Source organism: Gallibacterium trehalosifermentans, assembly GCF_042433055.1.
Taxonomy (GTDB): Bacteria; Pseudomonadota; Gammaproteobacteria; order Enterobacterales; family Pasteurellaceae; genus Gallibacterium; species Gallibacterium trehalosifermentans.
The window spans coordinates 197,662-214,156 of record NZ_JBHLWB010000009.1 but is presented as its reverse complement, the minus strand read 5'-3'; the positions used below and the strand labels follow the sequence as shown (position 1 = coordinate 214,156).

Annotated in this window: 13 protein-coding genes; 5 read left to right on the top strand and 8 right to left on the bottom strand. The window is 37.7% G+C overall.

The genetic code is table 11. The annotated features are described in order from the left end of the window. The first annotated feature begins 56 nt into the window (after nt 1-56). The 5 genes from lrp (at nt 57) to ACFFHK_RS08740 (ending at nt 7,370) form a co-directional block, all read left to right on the top strand. The gene (gene lrp, locus ACFFHK_RS08760; RefSeq protein WP_382371551.1) at nt 57-539 is read left to right on the top strand and encodes a leucine-responsive transcriptional regulator Lrp; all 483 of its coding nucleotides are present in this window, start codon (nt 57-59) and stop codon (nt 537-539) included. A gap of 263 nt (nt 540-802) precedes the next feature. After that, nucleotides 803-2,257, top strand: a complete 1,455-nt coding sequence (locus ACFFHK_RS08755; RefSeq protein WP_382371549.1) for a catalase — start codon at nt 803-805, stop codon at nt 2,255-2,257. Between the two features lie 263 nt (nt 2,258-2,520). Then, nucleotides 2,521-5,406, top strand: a complete 2,886-nt coding sequence (locus ACFFHK_RS08750; protein ID WP_382371547.1) for a DNA translocase FtsK — start codon at nt 2,521-2,523, stop codon at nt 5,404-5,406. 11 nt (nt 5,407-5,417) lie between these two features. Further along, nucleotides 5,418-6,038, top strand: a complete 621-nt coding sequence (gene lolA / locus ACFFHK_RS08745; RefSeq protein WP_382371545.1) for an outer membrane lipoprotein periplasmic chaperone LolA — start codon at nt 5,418-5,420, stop codon at nt 6,036-6,038. A 3-nt stretch (nt 6,039-6,041) separates the two neighbouring features. Further along, entirely contained in the window at nt 6,042-7,370 is a 1,329-nt protein-coding gene (locus tag ACFFHK_RS08740; protein WP_382371543.1) for a replication-associated recombination protein A, read from the top strand. 91 nt (nt 7,371-7,461) lie between these two features. Here ACFFHK_RS08740 and lpxC read toward each other — a convergent pair whose 3' ends face one another. The 8 genes from lpxC to ftsW all read right to left on the bottom strand — a co-directional run bounded on the left by lpxC (nt 7,462) and on the right by ftsW (nt 16,494). Then, the gene (gene lpxC / locus ACFFHK_RS08735; RefSeq protein ID WP_382371541.1) at nt 7,462-8,379 is read right to left on the bottom strand and encodes a UDP-3-O-acyl-N-acetylglucosamine deacetylase; all 918 of its coding nucleotides are present in this window, start codon (nt 8,377-8,379) and stop codon (nt 7,462-7,464) included. A 54-nt stretch (nt 8,380-8,433) separates the two neighbouring features. After that, nucleotides 8,434-9,642 carry a cell division protein FtsZ gene (ftsZ, locus tag ACFFHK_RS08730; protein WP_382371539.1) on the bottom strand — a complete coding sequence of 403 codons (1,209 nt, stop codon included), beginning with the start codon at nt 9,640-9,642 and terminating at the stop codon, nt 8,434-8,436. A 73-nt stretch (nt 9,643-9,715) separates the two neighbouring features. Continuing rightward, a complete protein-coding gene (ftsA, locus tag ACFFHK_RS08725) occupies nt 9,716-11,017 on the bottom strand; it encodes a cell division protein FtsA (protein ID WP_382371537.1) in 1,302 nt (433 codons plus the stop codon). A 13-nt stretch (nt 11,018-11,030) separates the two neighbouring features. Continuing rightward, entirely contained in the window at nt 11,031-11,879 is an 849-nt protein-coding gene (locus ACFFHK_RS08720) for a cell division protein FtsQ/DivIB (protein ID WP_382371535.1), read from the bottom strand. Continuing rightward, nucleotides 11,876-12,808: a D-alanine--D-alanine ligase gene (locus tag ACFFHK_RS08715; RefSeq protein ID WP_382371533.1), complete on the bottom strand. Its 933-nt coding sequence runs from the start codon at nt 12,806-12,808 to the stop codon at nt 11,876-11,878. Before ACFFHK_RS08715 ends, ACFFHK_RS08720 begins: the two co-directional genes overlap by 4 nt. Continuing rightward, nucleotides 12,808-14,250 carry a UDP-N-acetylmuramate--L-alanine ligase gene (gene murC / locus ACFFHK_RS08710; protein WP_382371531.1) on the bottom strand — a complete coding sequence of 481 codons (1,443 nt, stop codon included), beginning with the start codon at nt 14,248-14,250 and terminating at the stop codon, nt 12,808-12,810. Before murC ends, ACFFHK_RS08715 begins: the two co-directional genes overlap by 1 nt. 9 nt (nt 14,251-14,259) lie before the next feature. Continuing rightward, a complete protein-coding gene (gene murG, locus ACFFHK_RS08705) occupies nt 14,260-15,309 on the bottom strand; it encodes an undecaprenyldiphospho-muramoylpentapeptide beta-N-acetylglucosaminyltransferase (protein WP_382371530.1) in 1,050 nt (349 codons plus the stop codon). 9 nt (nt 15,310-15,318) lie between these two features. Beyond that, nucleotides 15,319-16,494 (bottom strand): putative lipid II flippase FtsW, encoded by a 1,176-nt coding sequence (gene ftsW / locus ACFFHK_RS08700; protein WP_382371528.1) that lies wholly within the window; start codon nt 16,492-16,494, stop codon nt 15,319-15,321. Nucleotide 16,495: the final 1 nt, after the last annotated feature.

Sequence of the window (16,495 nt, the reverse complement as noted above, 5' to 3'; positions counted from 1 at the left end):
AATCTGAAATCTACTATAATAAAAAATACGTTATCCACCTCAAAAGGATTAAAAACATGCGTCAAAAAAAAATGGCTAAATCACTTGATGCCATCGATATCAAAATTCTTAATGAACTCCAGCACAACGGAAAAATTTCTAATATCGAATTATCAAAACGCGTTGGTTTATCACCTACTCCTTGTTTAGAACGTGTCAAACGTTTAGAAAAACAAGGTGTAATTATGGGGTATCGCGCATTGCTCAATCCTGAATTACTCGATTCACCACTATTAGTCATTGTTGAAATTACGCTAGTACGCGGCAAGCCTGATGTCTTTGAAGAATTTAATCGTGCTGTGCAAGATCTAGATGAAATCCAAGAGTGTCATCTTGTTTCTGGTGATTTTGATTATTTATTAAAAACGCGTGTAGCCGATATGGCAGCCTATCGTAAATTACTGGGTACAACATTATTGCGTTTACCAGGGGTAAATGACACTCGCACTTATGTAGTGATGGAAGAAGTTAAACAAACAAATTTCTTATTACTCAAGTAAGCTTATTTATCAAATTAAGTTCAGTAAGTTCCTAAATAAAGAATTACACTGAACTTAATTACTGTCATCATTCATTAAAATCAACAAAATTTTTGCCAAATACCCACTCCCTCGTCAAGATATTATCTTATAAATTTTCATATATTATAACTATTAAAAGAATAGATTATCATTCATCTTATGATAGGTAATAATAATAAAAAATAAAATTATTAATAGTTTTTACCAATATAACCCCTAACTTACTTCATAAGGAAACAATTATGTTAAAATGTCCATTTGATCATCAATCAACCACATTAACCACAGCAGCAGGCTCACCTGTTGTTGATAACGATAATACAATGAGTGCAGGGGCGAAAGGGCCATTGCTTTTACAAGATGTATGGTTTCAAGAAAAATTAGCCCACTTTGCGCGTGAGCGTATTCCTGAGCGTGTAGTGCACGCAAAAGGTTCGGCTGCATTTGGCACGTTCACCGTGACCCACGATATTTCTAAATATTCTAAAGCGGCATTATTTTCCGAAGTCGGTAAAAAAACAGACGTATTATTGCGTTTCTCAACTGTAGCAGGGGAGCGTGGTGCGGCGGATGCTGAGCGTGATGTGCGTGGTTTTTCTTTAAAATTCTACACAGAACAAGGCAACTGGGATTTAGTCGGCAATAACACGCCCGTGTTCTTTATCCGTGATCCGTTGAAATTCCCTGATTTTATCCATACACAAAAACGTGATCCGAAAACGAACTTGCGTAATGCAGATGCAGCGTGGGATTTCTGGTCTAAACACCCAGAGTCACTACACCAAATTATGATCTTATTCAGTGATCGTGGTATTCCAACAGATTATCGTCACTTAAATGGTTACGGTAGCCACACTTACAGCTTTATCAATGCAAACAATGAGCGTTTTTGGGTGAAATTCCACTTCAAAACACAACAAGGTCACCGTTACTACACCAACGAAGAAGCAGCAAAAGTGGTGGGTGAAAACCGCGAGTCAGCACAAGAAGATCTCTTCTTTGCGATTGAACGTGGCGAATTTCCACGTTGGGACGTGAAAGTGCAAGTGATGCCAGAAGCAGATGCGTTAAAACATAACTATGCCTTTGACTTAACCAAAGTATGGCCACATAAGGATTACCCATTAATCGATTTAGGCGTGTTAGAGTTAAACCGCAACCCAGAAAACTATTTTGCAGAAGTAGAGCAAGCCGCATTTGCACCGTCTAACATCGTACCAGGCATTGGTTTCTCACCAGATCGTATGTTACAAGGTCGCTTGTTCTCATACCAAGATGCACAGCGTTATCGCTTAGGGGTAAACCATCACCAAATCCCAGTGAACGCACCAAAATGCCCATATCACACCACACACCGTGACGGAGCAATGCGTGTCGATCACAACGGGGGTGCACACCCTAACTATGCACCAAACCGCTTCGCAACTTATGTACCAACTCACGACCAAGCACCAGCCTTAACGCTAGAGCGTGAAGCGGCACACTTTAACTTCAGAGAATATGATGAAGATTACTACAGCCAACCCGCGGCGTTATATAATCTATTTGATGAAGGACAAAAAGCACGCACAGCGGCTAACTTCGCAGCCTCATTAGCAGGCGTGACAGATAAAGCGATTGTTGAAGCACAACTTGCTCATTTTGAGAAAGTCAGCCCACAATTAGCCAATGATATTCGTGCTAATTTAACAAAATAGCAATTTCAAACTTGCTGTTATAATTACCGCACTTTTTAAGAAGAAGTGCGGTAGTTAAATGTATCTAAAAAACTTATACTACCTATCTAATGATTAACAAATTATATTCACACAAAAACATTATCTATCATTCTATCTATACTAAATAATTTAATATTATAGTTAGAAATCATCTAACTCTTAATTTGTCTAACCCAATTTGAGTTGTTATCATAGCAACCTAAATTGGTGCTAAAAACTAGATAAAAAATATATCAAAAACAATGATGAATAAAATTAAAAATATCAAACTCAATAACCTCAATTTATCCCAGTTCAAGCAAGTTGAAATCAAAAGAGAATACCTTAGTTCAAATCTTTATCTCTTTAATCTAGGGCTATTTTTAATTGCTTGTTTTGGCTTATATTTATTAGTTGCTTGGACATCATATTATCCTGAGGATAATGCTTGGACGATAGCAAGTAACCAAACTGTTATTGTTAATAAAGCTGGTGTTGTAGGCGCTTGGTTAATTGATATTATATTTGCCTTATTTGGGTCTGTTGGGAATTTAATTCCATTTTTTGTCTTTTTAATCCCACTTTACCTGCTACGCTATCACCCTATTACTGAATTTAAAGGTGGAATTTTCTTCTTGCGTACCTTTGGCTTTTTCTTATTTTTGATTAGCTTAGCTACACTTGCTGCACTCTATTTACCTAATAGTCCCTATCATCTTTCTGGTGGTGTAATTGGAGCTGCTATTTCTCATTTTGTTATACCTTATGTTGGTACATGGATTTTATCACTAATCACTCTTACCACATTAATTATCGGCTTTATCCTTTCTATAGGTCATTCCTTTATTAAAAACTTCTCTCGTTTTTATCATTGGCTTATGGCTAATGATGAAAACACATCAGATGAAAATAAATCAATAGAAGAACCAACCATAGAAACTGCAAAACCCCTCGATAATTATGAACAAATTGAATTACCATTACCAAGACAATCTGATAGAGTTACTGAAGTTACCTCTAATAACACTGCTGTAACAACTATACAACAAGATCAATTTGTTAACCCTACGATTTTTGGTTTAACAACATCACCAGAAAGCTCTTCATACCATGAGAATAGTTCTACCATTGAATCAACCGAAACGATAACGCAGCCAGTTACAACGACAACAGCATTTTCTCAGTCCCCTTTTCAACCTCAAGAAGACAATTTAAATAAGGTTGAATTTCCTGTTTTTGATACAAATGAGATTACCGATTTACCTAAAGTCTCTTTATCTACAACGTTACAAAATTCATCAGCTAAAGAGAACATTGCTACTTTTCAAGCACATGAACAATGGCGGCAACCAGACAGTACAACTGAAACAGCAATGCCTACTGTTAATTTAACAACAACTAATACAAATAATGACGAAGTAGTTGATGACAATCAAGATGACCGTTTAAGACAAGAATTCTTGGCAATACAGCAAGAAAAGCAAGCTGAAATAGTTAGTCGAGCAAAAGCATTAAATCAAGAAGGCACGCTTCATCATCTCTTATCCACCGAATCAGCAGATGAAAATGAAGAATTACCTGAAACAATGGTAACTTCCCCTAACTATAAACCCTATGCTAATACATTGGTCCACCCATTGTTGCAACCTGATCCCATTTCAACCGTGAAACCAACAACACCATTACCAAGCCTTGATTTATTAAATGAAGGAAAAGCAATGACGACAAATATTACTGAAGCAGAAATTCAAGAAACTTCACGTCGCATTGAACACCAATTACGTAATTTTGGGGTACAAGCAACTGTGCGTAATGTAACGATTGGTCCAGTGGTAACACGTTACGAAATTGAATTACAACCAGGTACAAAAGCCGCTAAAGTAACCAGTATTGATACTGATTTAGCGCGTGCATTAATGTTCCGTTCTATTCGTATTGCTGAAGTTATTCCAGGCAAACCTTACATTGGTATCGAAACACCAAATGATCGACGCCATAGTGTATTATTAAGGGAAGTGTTGAGTAGCAATGAGTTCCATCAAGCGAAATCACCACTTTCCATGGCATTAGGAAAAGATATTAGCGGAAAAACAGTTGTTGTTGATTTAGCTAAAATGCCACATCTATTAGTCGCAGGATCAACTGGTTCTGGGAAATCAGTTGGGGTCAATGCGATGATTTTAAGTCTGTTATTTAAAGTCAAACCTGATGAAGTAAAATTCATTATGATTGATCCAAAACAGGTAGAACTTTCTATGTATAACGATATTCCGCACTTGCTAACAAATGTCGTAACTGATATGAATAAAGCAGCAAACGCATTACGCTGGTGTGTCGATGAAATGGAACGTCGTTATCAACTACTCACCGCATTACACGTTCGTAATATTGAAGGGTTTAATAGCAAAATTGACCAAGCTAGCGAAATGAATCTCCCTATTCCAAACCCAATTTGGCGACCTGGCGATACCATGGATTCCATGCCACCAGCATTAGAAAAATTGCCTTACATTGTTGTGATAGTCGATGAATTTGCTGATTTAATGATGATTGTTGGCAAACAAGTAGAAGAGTTAATTGCACGTTTAGCACAGAAAGCTCGAGCAATCGGTATTCATTTAATTCTCGCCACCCAGCGCCCATCGGTAGATGTAATTACTGGATTAATTAAAGCGAATATTCCAAGCCGTATTGCTTTTACTGTCGCAAGTAAAATTGATTCTCGCACTATTTTAGACCAATCTGGCGCAGAAGCCCTACTTGGTAAAGGAGATATGCTCTATTCTGGTCAAGGTGATCTTATTCGAGTACACGGTGCTTATATGACTGATGATGAAGTCGTCCGAGTCGCGAGCGATTGGCGAGCAAGGGGCAAACCGAACTATTTAGCAGAAATTGTTGAAAATAGCGAAGAGAATGATGATTCAAATAATAGCGATAGCAACAGTGGTGATCTTGATGAAAAATTTGATGAAGCAGTAGAGGTTGTATTAAGCAGTGGCAATACTTCTGCCTCATTCTTACAACGTCGTTTAGGCTTAGGCTTTCCACGGGCAGCACGTATCTTAGATCAAATGGAACAACAAGGTATTCTTTCATCGCCAACTAATGGTAAACGTGAGATCCTTGCGCCAAGAAATAGTTATTAAAAGGAGAAGTTATGCAAAAATTATTCGGTTTATTAAGCGTTGCAACATTGCTCTTTACCAATCACGCATTAGCAGATGCTAAATCTGAATTACAGCAACGTTTAAATCATATCAGTTCTCTTAGTAGCAGCTTCCAACAACGAGTTTCTGATGCAGATGGAAAAGTCATACAGCAGGGCGAAGGCACATTACAAATTAAACACCCTAATTTATTTAAAATGACCATTACTTCACCGCAAGAAAGTGAAATGATCGCAGACGGTAAAACCCTATGGTTTTATGATCCATTTGTCGAACAAGCTACTGCAAATTGGGTAAATGACGCAGTCAACAACACACCATTTGTTCTATTAACCAGTAATGATCAACGCCATTGGGCAAATTATCAAGTAGAGCAAAAAGATGATGTTTTTACTTTAACCCCTCGTAATAATAAAAGCCATATCAAACAATTTACGATTAAAATTAATGCCGATGGGCTATTGAATAGCTTTAGTACGATTGAAAAAGATGGACAAGCTAATCTCTATATTTTACGCAATATCAATACCGCTGAATTACCTAATTCGTTGTTTAAATTTACGTTACCAAAAGGTGCTGAATTAGATGATCAACGTAAAAGTAGTAACTAATAAATGAATAACTTAGATCTTAACTTTGCCAATGATGATTTTCGCCCATTGGCTGCTCGAATGCGTCCTACAACACTAGACAATTATTTTGGGCAGACGCATCTATTAGATAAAGGTAAGCCACTACGCAAAGCAATTGAAGCAGGTCATGCTCACTCCATGATTTTATGGGGACCACCTGGAACAGGTAAAACAACATTAGCAGAAATTATTGCTTGTCGGTTAAATGCAAAAGTGGAATACCTTTCTGCAGTAACCAGTGGGGTAAAAGATATTCGTGAAGCGATTGATCGAGCTAAACAAAATCAATTCGCTGGGCAACAAACCTTACTGTTTGTCGATGAAGTACACCGTTTCAATAAATCACAACAAGATGCGTTTTTGCCTTATATTGAAGATGGTACCATTATTTTTATTGGAGCAACGACTGAAAACCCCTCATTTGAGCTCAATCCTGCATTGTTATCTCGTGCAAGAGTGTATCTATTAAAATCCTTAGCTATTACAGATATTGTAGATATTCTACAACGTGCTATTGCTGATCCCAAAAATGGTTACGGTAATTTAGCACTACAACTCGAAGATGGATTATTACATACGTTGGCAGAATATGTGAATGGCGATGCCCGCCTAGCCTTAAACTGTTTAGAATTGATGGTTGATATGGCAGATGATACGCCACAAGGTAAACAGCTTACTCAACAATTAATGGTCGATATCCTTGGTGAGCGGCAAGCACGTTTTGATAAGCAAGGCGATCGGTATTATGACTTGATTTCTGCCGTTCATAAATCTATTCGAGGTTCGGCGCCAGATGCTGCATTATATTGGTATGCTCGGATTATTACCGCTGGTGGCGATCCTTTATATGTCGCTCGCCGTCTATTAGCGATTGCTTCAGAAGATATTGGTAACGCCGATCCTCGCGCGATGGATATCGCTCTGAATGCTTGGGATTGTTACACTCGCGTGGGAGCTGCTGAGGGTGAAAGAGCTATCGCACAAGCGATTGTTTATCTTGCCGCTGCACCAAAAAGTAACGCAGTTTATCTTGCATTTCATCAAGCTAAAAAACTTGCCACTGAATATCCTGATTTTGATGTGCCTATTCATTTACGCAATGCGCCAACCCAATTAATGAAAAACTTAGGTGTTGGAAAAAATTATCGCTATGCTCATAATGAACCAAATGCCTATGCAGCGGGTGAAAATTATTTTCCTGAACCATTAAAAGGTACCAAACTTTATTTCCCTAATGAACGTGGTATGGAAATCAAAATTAAGCAAAAATTGGATTGGTTAGCTCAGTTAGATCAAGATGCAAGCAAATAATCAATGAAAGTATCTGAAATCAAAAATAGTATCAATAAAAAACGCACCTAATGGTGCGTTTCAATTTATGGTTATAAGAGATTTAATGGTATTAAATGAGTACTTGATTAGGCGCCAAATATCCTTGTGTTGCTTGTTCTTTTTCATCTAATGAAACAAGTTCCCATGCCTCTTGGTCTGCTAATACGGCACGGATTAATTTATTATTAAGATCATGACCTGATTTATATGCAGTAAACTCACCAATAATATTGTGTCCAGCCATATAAAGATCACCAATCGCATCGAGTAATTTATGACGTACTAATTCATCTTTAAAACGCAACCCTTCTTCATTCAAAATACGATAGTCATCTAATACAATAGCATTATCTAAACTACCGCCTAGCGCAAGTCCGTGAGATTGTAAATATTCAATATCACGCATAAAGCCAAACGTTCTTGCTCGACTAATTTGTTGAATGAATGCTTTTGTTGAAAATTCTAATTGATAATGGGCGACATCATTACTAATTGCTGGGTGTTTAAAATTAATAGTGAAATCCAATTTAAAACCATTATATGGCTTAAATTCCGCCCATTTATCGCCATCTTCAACACGTATATTCTTCTTAATGCGAAGAAATTTCTTCGCAGCGTCTTGTTCCTCAATTCCAGCATCTAACAGTAAATAAACAAATGGGCTTGCACTACCGTCCATAATTGGAATTTCTGGCGCATCAACTTCAATGATGATGTTATCAATTCCTAATCCAGCTAAAGCAGAATTAAGATGTTCAACAGTAGAAATACGCACACCATCATCATTGATCATACAAGTACAAAGTGTTGTATCTCGGATCAGATGTGGATCCGCCACAAAAGAAACCACTTCTGGTAAATCAGTACGACAATAAATAATACCAGTATTTACAGGCGCTGGGCGTAACGTAAGCGTAACTTTCTTACCACTATGAAGCCCGATTCCTGTAACTTTTACACTTTGTTTTAATGTTCTTTGTCTCATCATAATGACTCCAGTTACCAATGATTAATTATCATTGAAACTTTTCATTGCTTATTTTTAATTCGCGTTTTTACGCAAGAAAGTTGGTATATCAAATAATTTTGACTCATCTACTGCAGTTTTCTTCACTGCATTACCATTACTTGCGCCACCCACTGAATTCTCAATCGTTCTACTGAATTGATCAATATGTGCAGTTTCGCTTAATGGCGGTAATTGATAACCAATATTTTTAGCCTCATTTTGCGGGTTATTTGCCACAATCTCAAGGCGTGGTTCACCTGTTACATTACGATTACCAATCCCTGTTGCAACAATCGTTACTCGCAATTCATTTTCAGGCAAATCTGGATTCACGCTGGTACCAATAACTACAGTGGCATCTTCTGCAGCAAAAGCATGAATAGTTTCACCTACTGCTTCAAATTCCCCCATTGCAAAATTGAAACCGCTCGTCGTAATATTTACTAATACGCCTTTTGCACCAGAAATATCAATATCTTCTAATAATGGGCTAGCAATCGCCTCCTGTGCAGCTTTTTCAGCACGTCCATCACCCACTTCACCTGATGCAATTCCCGTTCCCATCATAGCGTATCCCATTTCTGACATTACCGTTCTTACGTCTGCAAAGTCAACGTTAATTAAGCCTGGGGAAGTGATGATATCTGAAATACCACGTACTGCATTACGTAAAACATCATTCGCCGCACCTAATGCCTCAAGGAATGAGATATTTTTACCTAATACTTTTAATAATTTATCATTTGGAATTGTAATCAGAGAATCCACATACTTAGCCAGCTCTTGGATACCTGATTCGGCAAACTGCATTCGTTTTTTCCCTTCAAACTTGAACGGTTTTGTTACCACTGCAACAGTCAAAATACCCAACTCTTTTGCTACTTGAGCAATTATTGGCGCTGCACCTGTTCCTGTACCACCGCCCATTCCTGCCGCGATAAATACCATATCCGCCCCTTCTAACATATTACGTAAGGCTTCACGATCTTCCTCTGCTGCTTGGCGTCCAATATCTGGTTTCGCACCAGCTCCAAGACCTTTGGTAATTTCAGCGCCAATTTGAATTGTTTGTGGCGCTAGACTTTTACGAAGTGCTTGTGCATCAGTATTTACTGAAAAGAATTCAACACCATTGAATTCATCTTGCACCATGTGGTTTAATGCGTTACCGCCACCACCACCAACGCCGATGACTTTAATAACAGCATCTTGAACTATTTCGTCAATAGGTTCAAATAACATATTTGCTCTCTCTTATATAACCATTTAAAAACATTATGACATTCTGTTTATTGTATGCCAAAAATAAAGAATCTCAAAACTCAGACTTCACTTTATTAAAAAATTTTTTAACAAAACTGCCTATTTTGTTTGTTTTTAATGATTCTCCACTTATTCCTTTAATTTGTGGCTGTATTCCTGATGACTGATAATAAGTATATTGTAATAATCCTAGCACTGTTGCATATTGTGGTTTATCAACATAATCTGTTAAACCAGTAATATTAAGTGGGGTTCCGATTTTTACTTGTACCTGCTGTCCAAAAACTTCTGTTGCACACTCCAACATACCATCAATTAATGCGCCACCACCAGTTAATACTACACCAGCAATCAATTCAGACGGTACATTATTCTCTTTTAACTGCTGTTTCAATATCTCTAACTCTTTATTTACCTGCCCTAATAACTCTTTATAACGTGAAGAAATAATCAACGATAAGAATTCTTTTGTTATTTTCTGTGATTTACGACCACCTATTCCAGGTACCTCAATTACTTTATCTGCTGAGGCTTTCCGATTTTCATATGCTGAAGGCAATACGGCGCAACCATAATTCACTTTGATATTTTCTGAGTTCGTTCTTGAGGTAAAAATACCTTGCGCAACATCGTCAGTTACACGATTACCCGCATGAGGAATGACTTTACTATAACGTAAAGCACCATCTGTGAAGACTAAAATCTCCATTGTTCCAGCGCCAATATCAATCAAACAGACACCAAGTTCCTTTTCTTCTTCACTTAATACAGAATAACTAGATGCTAATCCTGAGAAAACAATATCATCTACTTTCAAACCACTGCGCTCTACAGCTTTACGTAAATTCACCAACCAATCTTGATGGCAAGCAATTAGATGGGCTTGTGCTGTTAAACGAACACCTTGTAAACCAAGCGGGTTTTTAATATTCATTTGCTGATCAACTGCATATTCTTGCGGAATAACGTGCAACACAGTTAATCCATCGCCTACTTTAACCGAGCTTGCAATATGCATTGCTTCGTCAACCTCTACTGGTGTTACCTCACCAGATAAGGCAACAAACCCACTCTCATTTAAGCTTTTAATATGTTCGCCTGTAATGGCTAAGGTAACTCTAGCGATTAATTTTAAATCAGCAACAGATTCTGCAGCTTCAATCGCTCGTCGAATCGAATTCACCACCGCTTCTAAATCTGTAATACTTCCTTTATCAATACCTTTTGACGGACAACTTCCAACACCGATAACATTTACTACACCGTCAGGCAATAACTCACCAACAACAGCAATAACTTTCGATGTGCCGATTTCTAATCCGACAATAATTTGTGGTTCATCAATTTTAGCCATAATTATTCATCACTTAATTATCTTCTGTTTTTTCAATATATTTTGGTATATCAGTAAAACTGACTGCTGCACCAGTATTATATCTTAAATCAATATAGGCAATTTTCTTATTCTCAGGAATTTCAATTTGCGGATAAATAGTTAAAAAACGATCAATTTTATCTCGCCATTCACCTCTCCCAAGTTTTAATATCATATCATTAGATAAAGTTACATTCCACGAACCTCGATCATCAACTGATACAAATTTTAAACTTATATTTTTTGTTTTCAGAATTTTATTTAAATCATGCCAAGTTTTTAGCGCAATAATACCTTGAAAATCTGGACCAGAAAGATGCGGTAAATTATCATCATTTATTTTCCCTTTTGGTAAGCTAAAAATTGTGCCGTCGGAAGTTAAATAGTTGACCTCATTCCATTTTGCAGCAGGAATATATTCCATTACACTAATATTTAATTGTGCTGGCCAAATTTTACGAATTGAAATTGATTTAATCCACGACAATGATTCAAACATTTTTTCAATTGATTCAACATCTTGCCCAAAATATCCTCTCAATCCTTGATGCGTATCTGCATATTTTTTTAACATTTCTCGTACGTCATTAGTGGTCGTAAATAACGGCTTTCCCATTAGATTAAATGAGTGAATTGGCGAAACATCAAGTTTATCCAACCAATCAAAGCGATGTGAATAACCGTAATAGAGAACACTCGCGATCGTGAACGTTAAAATTAATTTTACCCACCCCTTTAGGCTAATCAATGCCTCACTTTTCCTTTGTTTAGCATAATTATGATAAGTAGGCGATGTATTGTTACGAATCACATGCGAAGTATATTTTGTGCGGGTTCTCATTTAGCACTTAACTCCAAAATTTTAACCACTAATTGAGAAAAACGATACCCAACTACTTTTGCTGCCATTGGGAATAAGCTATGGCTTGTCATTCCTGGATTAGTATTCACTTCAACCAATCTAAATTGTCCATCTGCATTAGTCATCACATCAATACGGCTCCACCCACGACAGCCAACAATATCATAAGCACGTTTGACTAATTGACGAAGTTCTATTTCACGCTCCTCACTCAACCCAGATGGGCAGAAATATTGTGTTTTATCTGAAATATATTTCGCTTCATAATCATAAAATTCACCTGCTGGTTTGATTAATATTGAAGGTAATACTTCTCCGTCTAACACTGGAACCGAAAACTCCTGTCCCGCTAACCACTCCTCAATCAATACCGTATCATCATGTGTTAACGCTAAATCAACTGCCGCCACAAGTTCTTCAATTTGCTTCACTTTTGTTAAACCAACACTTGATCCCTCTAATGATGGTTTTACCATTAATGGTAGTCCCAGTTTAGCCACAATCGCTTCAGAATTTAATTCAGCACGCGTTTGTTTAGTAATCACTTCCATTTCTGCAGTAGGTAAGCCCACCGCTTTCCAGAGTAATTTCGTGCGCATTTTATCCATCGTTAATGCCGATGCCATCACACCACACCCTGTATAAGGAATACCTAATTGTTCCAACAATCCTTGTAATGAGCCATCTTCTCCACCACGCCCGTGTAAAATATTAAAAACACGTTGAAACCCCTGTTTTTTTAATTCTTCTACTGGAAAAGTTTTAGGATCAATAGGATAGGCATCAAAGCCTTCTGAACGTAACGCTTCTAACACTGCCGCACCTGACGCCAATGACACATCTCTTTCTGCGGAATGTCCACCTAATAATACGGCAATTTTTTCTTGTTTTAATTGTTGAATATCCATTATTTACTCCATAACTCTACGAGTTGACGAGAGAGTTTACTTACATTCCCTGCACCTTGTGCCAAAATAAGATCGCCATCTTGTAATACTTGATCCATAATTTCTGGTAATTGCGCAGGATCAGCAAGGAAAATTGGGTCAATTTTACCTAAATTACGAATTGATCGGCATAAAGATCGACTATCTGCTCCAGTAATTGGTGGTTCGCCAGCGGAATACACATCTAACATAATTAATACATCAACTTGTGATAATACTTGTACAAAATCATCAAATAAATCACGAGTACGACTATAACGGTGTGGCTGGAAAATCATCACAATCCGTTTATTTTCCCAACCTTGGCGCGCAGCTTGAATGGTTACATTCACTTCCGTTGGGTGATGACCATAATCATCAATTAGCATCACTTTACCATTTGGACGAATAAATGAACCTAATTGATCGAAACGTCTACCTGCCCCTTGAAAATCTGCTAATGCCGCTAAAATCGCCGCATTATCAATCCCCTCTTCTTTTGCCACCACCAATGCTGCCGTTGCATTTAACGCATTATGGCGCCCAGGCACATTTAATAACACTTCGATTTTTTCTCCATTTGGACAAATCACGGTATAGTGCCCTTGAAAACCTGTTTGGCTATAATTATCAATTCGATAATCTGCGTGTTCACTAAAACCATAAGTAATAATTTGTCGTCCTACCTTAGGTAATAAAGTTTGTAAGACAGGATCATCTGCACACAATACGGCTAACCCATAAAATGGCAAATTATGTAAGAAATTAATATAAGTTTGCTTCATTTCCTCAAAATCACCATGATAGGTATCCATATGATCTGGCTCAATATTTGTTACGACAGATACCATTGGCTGGAGATGTAAAAAAGAAGCATCACTTTCATCTGCCTCTGCAATTAAATAACGACTTAAACCTAAATGCGCATTGGTACCAGCCGATTTAACTAAACCACCATTCACAAAAGTTGGATCTAATTTCGCTTGGGCATAAATCATCGCAATCATTGCTGTTGTTGTTGTTTTACCGTGTGTTCCTGCGACGGCAATCCCATGACGAAAACGCATAATTTCAGCTAACATTTGCGCGCGTTGAATCACTGGAATACGTGCTTCATGCGCAGCAACAACTTCTGGATTATCTGGTTTTATTGCACTAGATACCACCACTACACTAGCATCTGCAATATTAGCCGCTGCGTGTTGTAAGAAAATTTTTGCGCCTAAACTTGATAAACGTAGCGTTACGGCATTCTCTTGAATATCAGATCCAGTAATATGATACCCCTCATTCAACAATACTTCTGCGATTCCGCCCATACCAGCACCGCCAATCCCTACAAAATGAATCTGTTTGACGCGGCGCATTTCAGGAATCACCATACGTACTTGGTGTTGAAAATTTTGTTTAATCTTATCGTCCATACTGTTCTCTTACTCTGTAACTGAAATAATGGTTTCTGCAACTTGTTGTGCAGCTCGTGGAGTAGCTTTAGTTTGTGCTTTCTCTGCCATAACTAATAATTGTTGGCGATCCCATTGTTTTAATCGTGTAACCACGTTGTCAGCAGAAAGTTCTGTTTGCTCAATAATTTCTGCTGCACCTGAATCTGCCAAATAACGAGCATTTAAATATTGTTGGCGATCTTTATGCTGAAACGGAACAAAAATTGCAGGCACACCTGCGGCAGCAATTTCACATACAGTTAATGCTCCCGAACGACAAATCACAACATCTGCCCACGCATAGGCTTCTGCCATATCATCAATAAATTCTGTTACCTCAACTTGAGCCTGTTCAAGATACAACTGACGGATCGCCTCACGATTTCCTTGTCCAACTTGATGACGAATGGTAATTTTATCACCTAATTGTGCAGCAACTTGTGGCATTAATAAATTTAATATTCTTGCCCCTTGGCTCCCACCAACCACTAATACTCGCAAAGCACCTTCTCGCATTGAAAAACGTTGCTGTGGCGTTGGCAAGGTAAACATATCCGATCTTACTGGATTACCCACCACTTCTGCACTGGCAAATGCGGTTGGAAAGGCTTGCAAAACACGAGTAGCAATTTTGGCTAACCATTTATTTGTTAAACCTGCAACAGCATTCTGTTCATGTAAAACAATAGGTACACCACATAATTTTGCTGCCACGCCACCAGGTCCTGATACATACCCTCCCATACCTAGCACGGCATCAGGGCGGTAAGTTTTAATGATTTTACGTGCTTGTAACACTGCTTTAAAAATCTGCCATGGTGCTTTTACTAAAGCAGTTATCCCTTTACCACGCAACCCTGAAATTTCAATAAAATGAATGGGAATACCATGTTTTGGTACTAATTGAGCTTCCATGCGATCTTTTGTACCTAACCATTCGATTTCCCAACCTTGTTGTTGTAAAACTCGTGCCACCGCAATCGCAGGAAAAACATGACCGCCAGTACCACCAGCCATCACTAATAAACGTTTTGTCATACCTTACTCTTAATCATCTCGTAAATGTGCATGGCCACTAGCTAACCGATTTTCATGATCAATACGCATTAAAATGCCGATTGCAATACACATAATAATTAAACTTGATCCACCATAACTAATAAGGGGAAAGGTTAAACCTTTCGTTGGTAATAAACCGATAGTTACCCCAAGGTTTACAAAGCCTTGAAAGAAGACCCAAAATGCAATACCAAAGGCAAAAAAGCCGCGAAAACGCTGTTCTAATGTTAAAGACTCTTTAGCAATTTTTAACGCTCTAAAAACTAATACTGCTAATAAAAATACAATAACTAACACACCAGCGAAACCAAACTCTTCGCCAACAATCGCTAAAACAAAGTCAGTATGTGCTTCAGGGAGATATTCTAATTTTAACACGGAGTTTCCTAAACCTTGTCCCCAGAACTCACCATTGCCAAATGCCATTAATGAGTTAGATAGTTGATAACCCGAACCAAATGCGTCAGCAAAAGGGTCCATATAAGACGTTACTCGCTTCATTCTGTATGGAGATGATATAATCAAGAGCAAAACAGCACTAGCCATTGCTCCCATTAATAATATAAATTGAAATATTTTCGCACCAGTAACAAAAAGCATTCCAAATGTAATCACAAATAGCACAATAGTACTACCGAGATCTGGCTGGAAAAGTAAAAAAACACTCAACACTGTACAAGCTAACGTAGGGCGTAAAAAAATAAGTTGTCGAGTAATCACAACATCATATTTACGTACAAAGAAACTTGATAAATAACAAATTAACGCTAACTTTGCTAATTCTGCTGGTTGGAAGTTTACAACACCTAATGAAATCCAACGTGTTGCACCATTAATATTTCGCCCAACAATTAATACAACAATCAGTGAAGCTAAAGCAATTAGATAGAGCCATGTACTCCACTTTTCCCATTTATCCATAGGAATTTGTAACACAAAAAAGAAAAATGCTAATCCTGTTACAATATAAATAGCATCACGAATAGCAAAATAGAGCGGATCATTAAAGAGTTTGGCTGCAGTCGTAAAGGAAGCTGTCGTTACTGCAATAAAACCAATGAAAAGCAAAATAATAAAGAGTAAAAATAAGGTACGATCATATAAAGACGACTGTGGTGTAATACGTCCCCAACGCCAAAACGCATTTTTTATCCTCGCTAACATT

Bases quoted from the DNA above. Each gene is read 5' to 3' on its own strand.
- ACFFHK_RS08715 (WP_382371533.1), bottom strand. From the start codon at position 12,808: ATGGATATTCAACAATTAAAACAAGAAAAAATTGCCGTATTATTAGGT.
- ftsW (WP_382371528.1), bottom strand. From the start codon at position 16,494: ATGTTAGCGAGGATAAAAAATGCGTTTTGGCGTTGGGGACGTATTACA.
- lolA (WP_382371545.1), top strand. From the start codon at position 5,418: ATGCAAAAATTATTCGGTTTATTAAGCGTTGCAACATTGCTCTTTACC.
- ftsZ (WP_382371539.1), bottom strand. From the start codon at position 9,642: ATGTTATTTGAACCTATTGACGAAATAGTTCAAGATGCTGTTATTAAA.
- lpxC (WP_382371541.1), bottom strand. From the start codon at position 8,379: ATGATGAGACAAAGAACATTAAAACAAAGTGTAAAAGTTACAGGAATC.
- ftsA (WP_382371537.1), bottom strand. From the start codon at position 11,017: ATGGCTAAAATTGATGAACCACAAATTATTGTCGGATTAGAAATCGGC.
- murC (WP_382371531.1), bottom strand. From the start codon at position 14,250: ATGGACGATAAGATTAAACAAAATTTTCAACACCAAGTACGTATGGTG.
- murG (WP_382371530.1), bottom strand. From the start codon at position 15,309: ATGACAAAACGTTTATTAGTGATGGCTGGTGGTACTGGCGGTCATGTT.
- ACFFHK_RS08720 (WP_382371535.1), bottom strand. From the start codon at position 11,879: ATGAGAACCCGCACAAAATATACTTCGCATGTGATTCGTAACAATACA.
- lrp (WP_382371551.1), top strand. From the start codon at position 57: ATGCGTCAAAAAAAAATGGCTAAATCACTTGATGCCATCGATATCAAA.
- ACFFHK_RS08750 (WP_382371547.1), top strand. From the start codon at position 2,521: ATGATGAATAAAATTAAAAATATCAAACTCAATAACCTCAATTTATCC.
- ACFFHK_RS08755 (WP_382371549.1), top strand. From the start codon at position 803: ATGTTAAAATGTCCATTTGATCATCAATCAACCACATTAACCACAGCA.
- ACFFHK_RS08740 (WP_382371543.1), top strand. From the start codon at position 6,042: ATGAATAACTTAGATCTTAACTTTGCCAATGATGATTTTCGCCCATTG.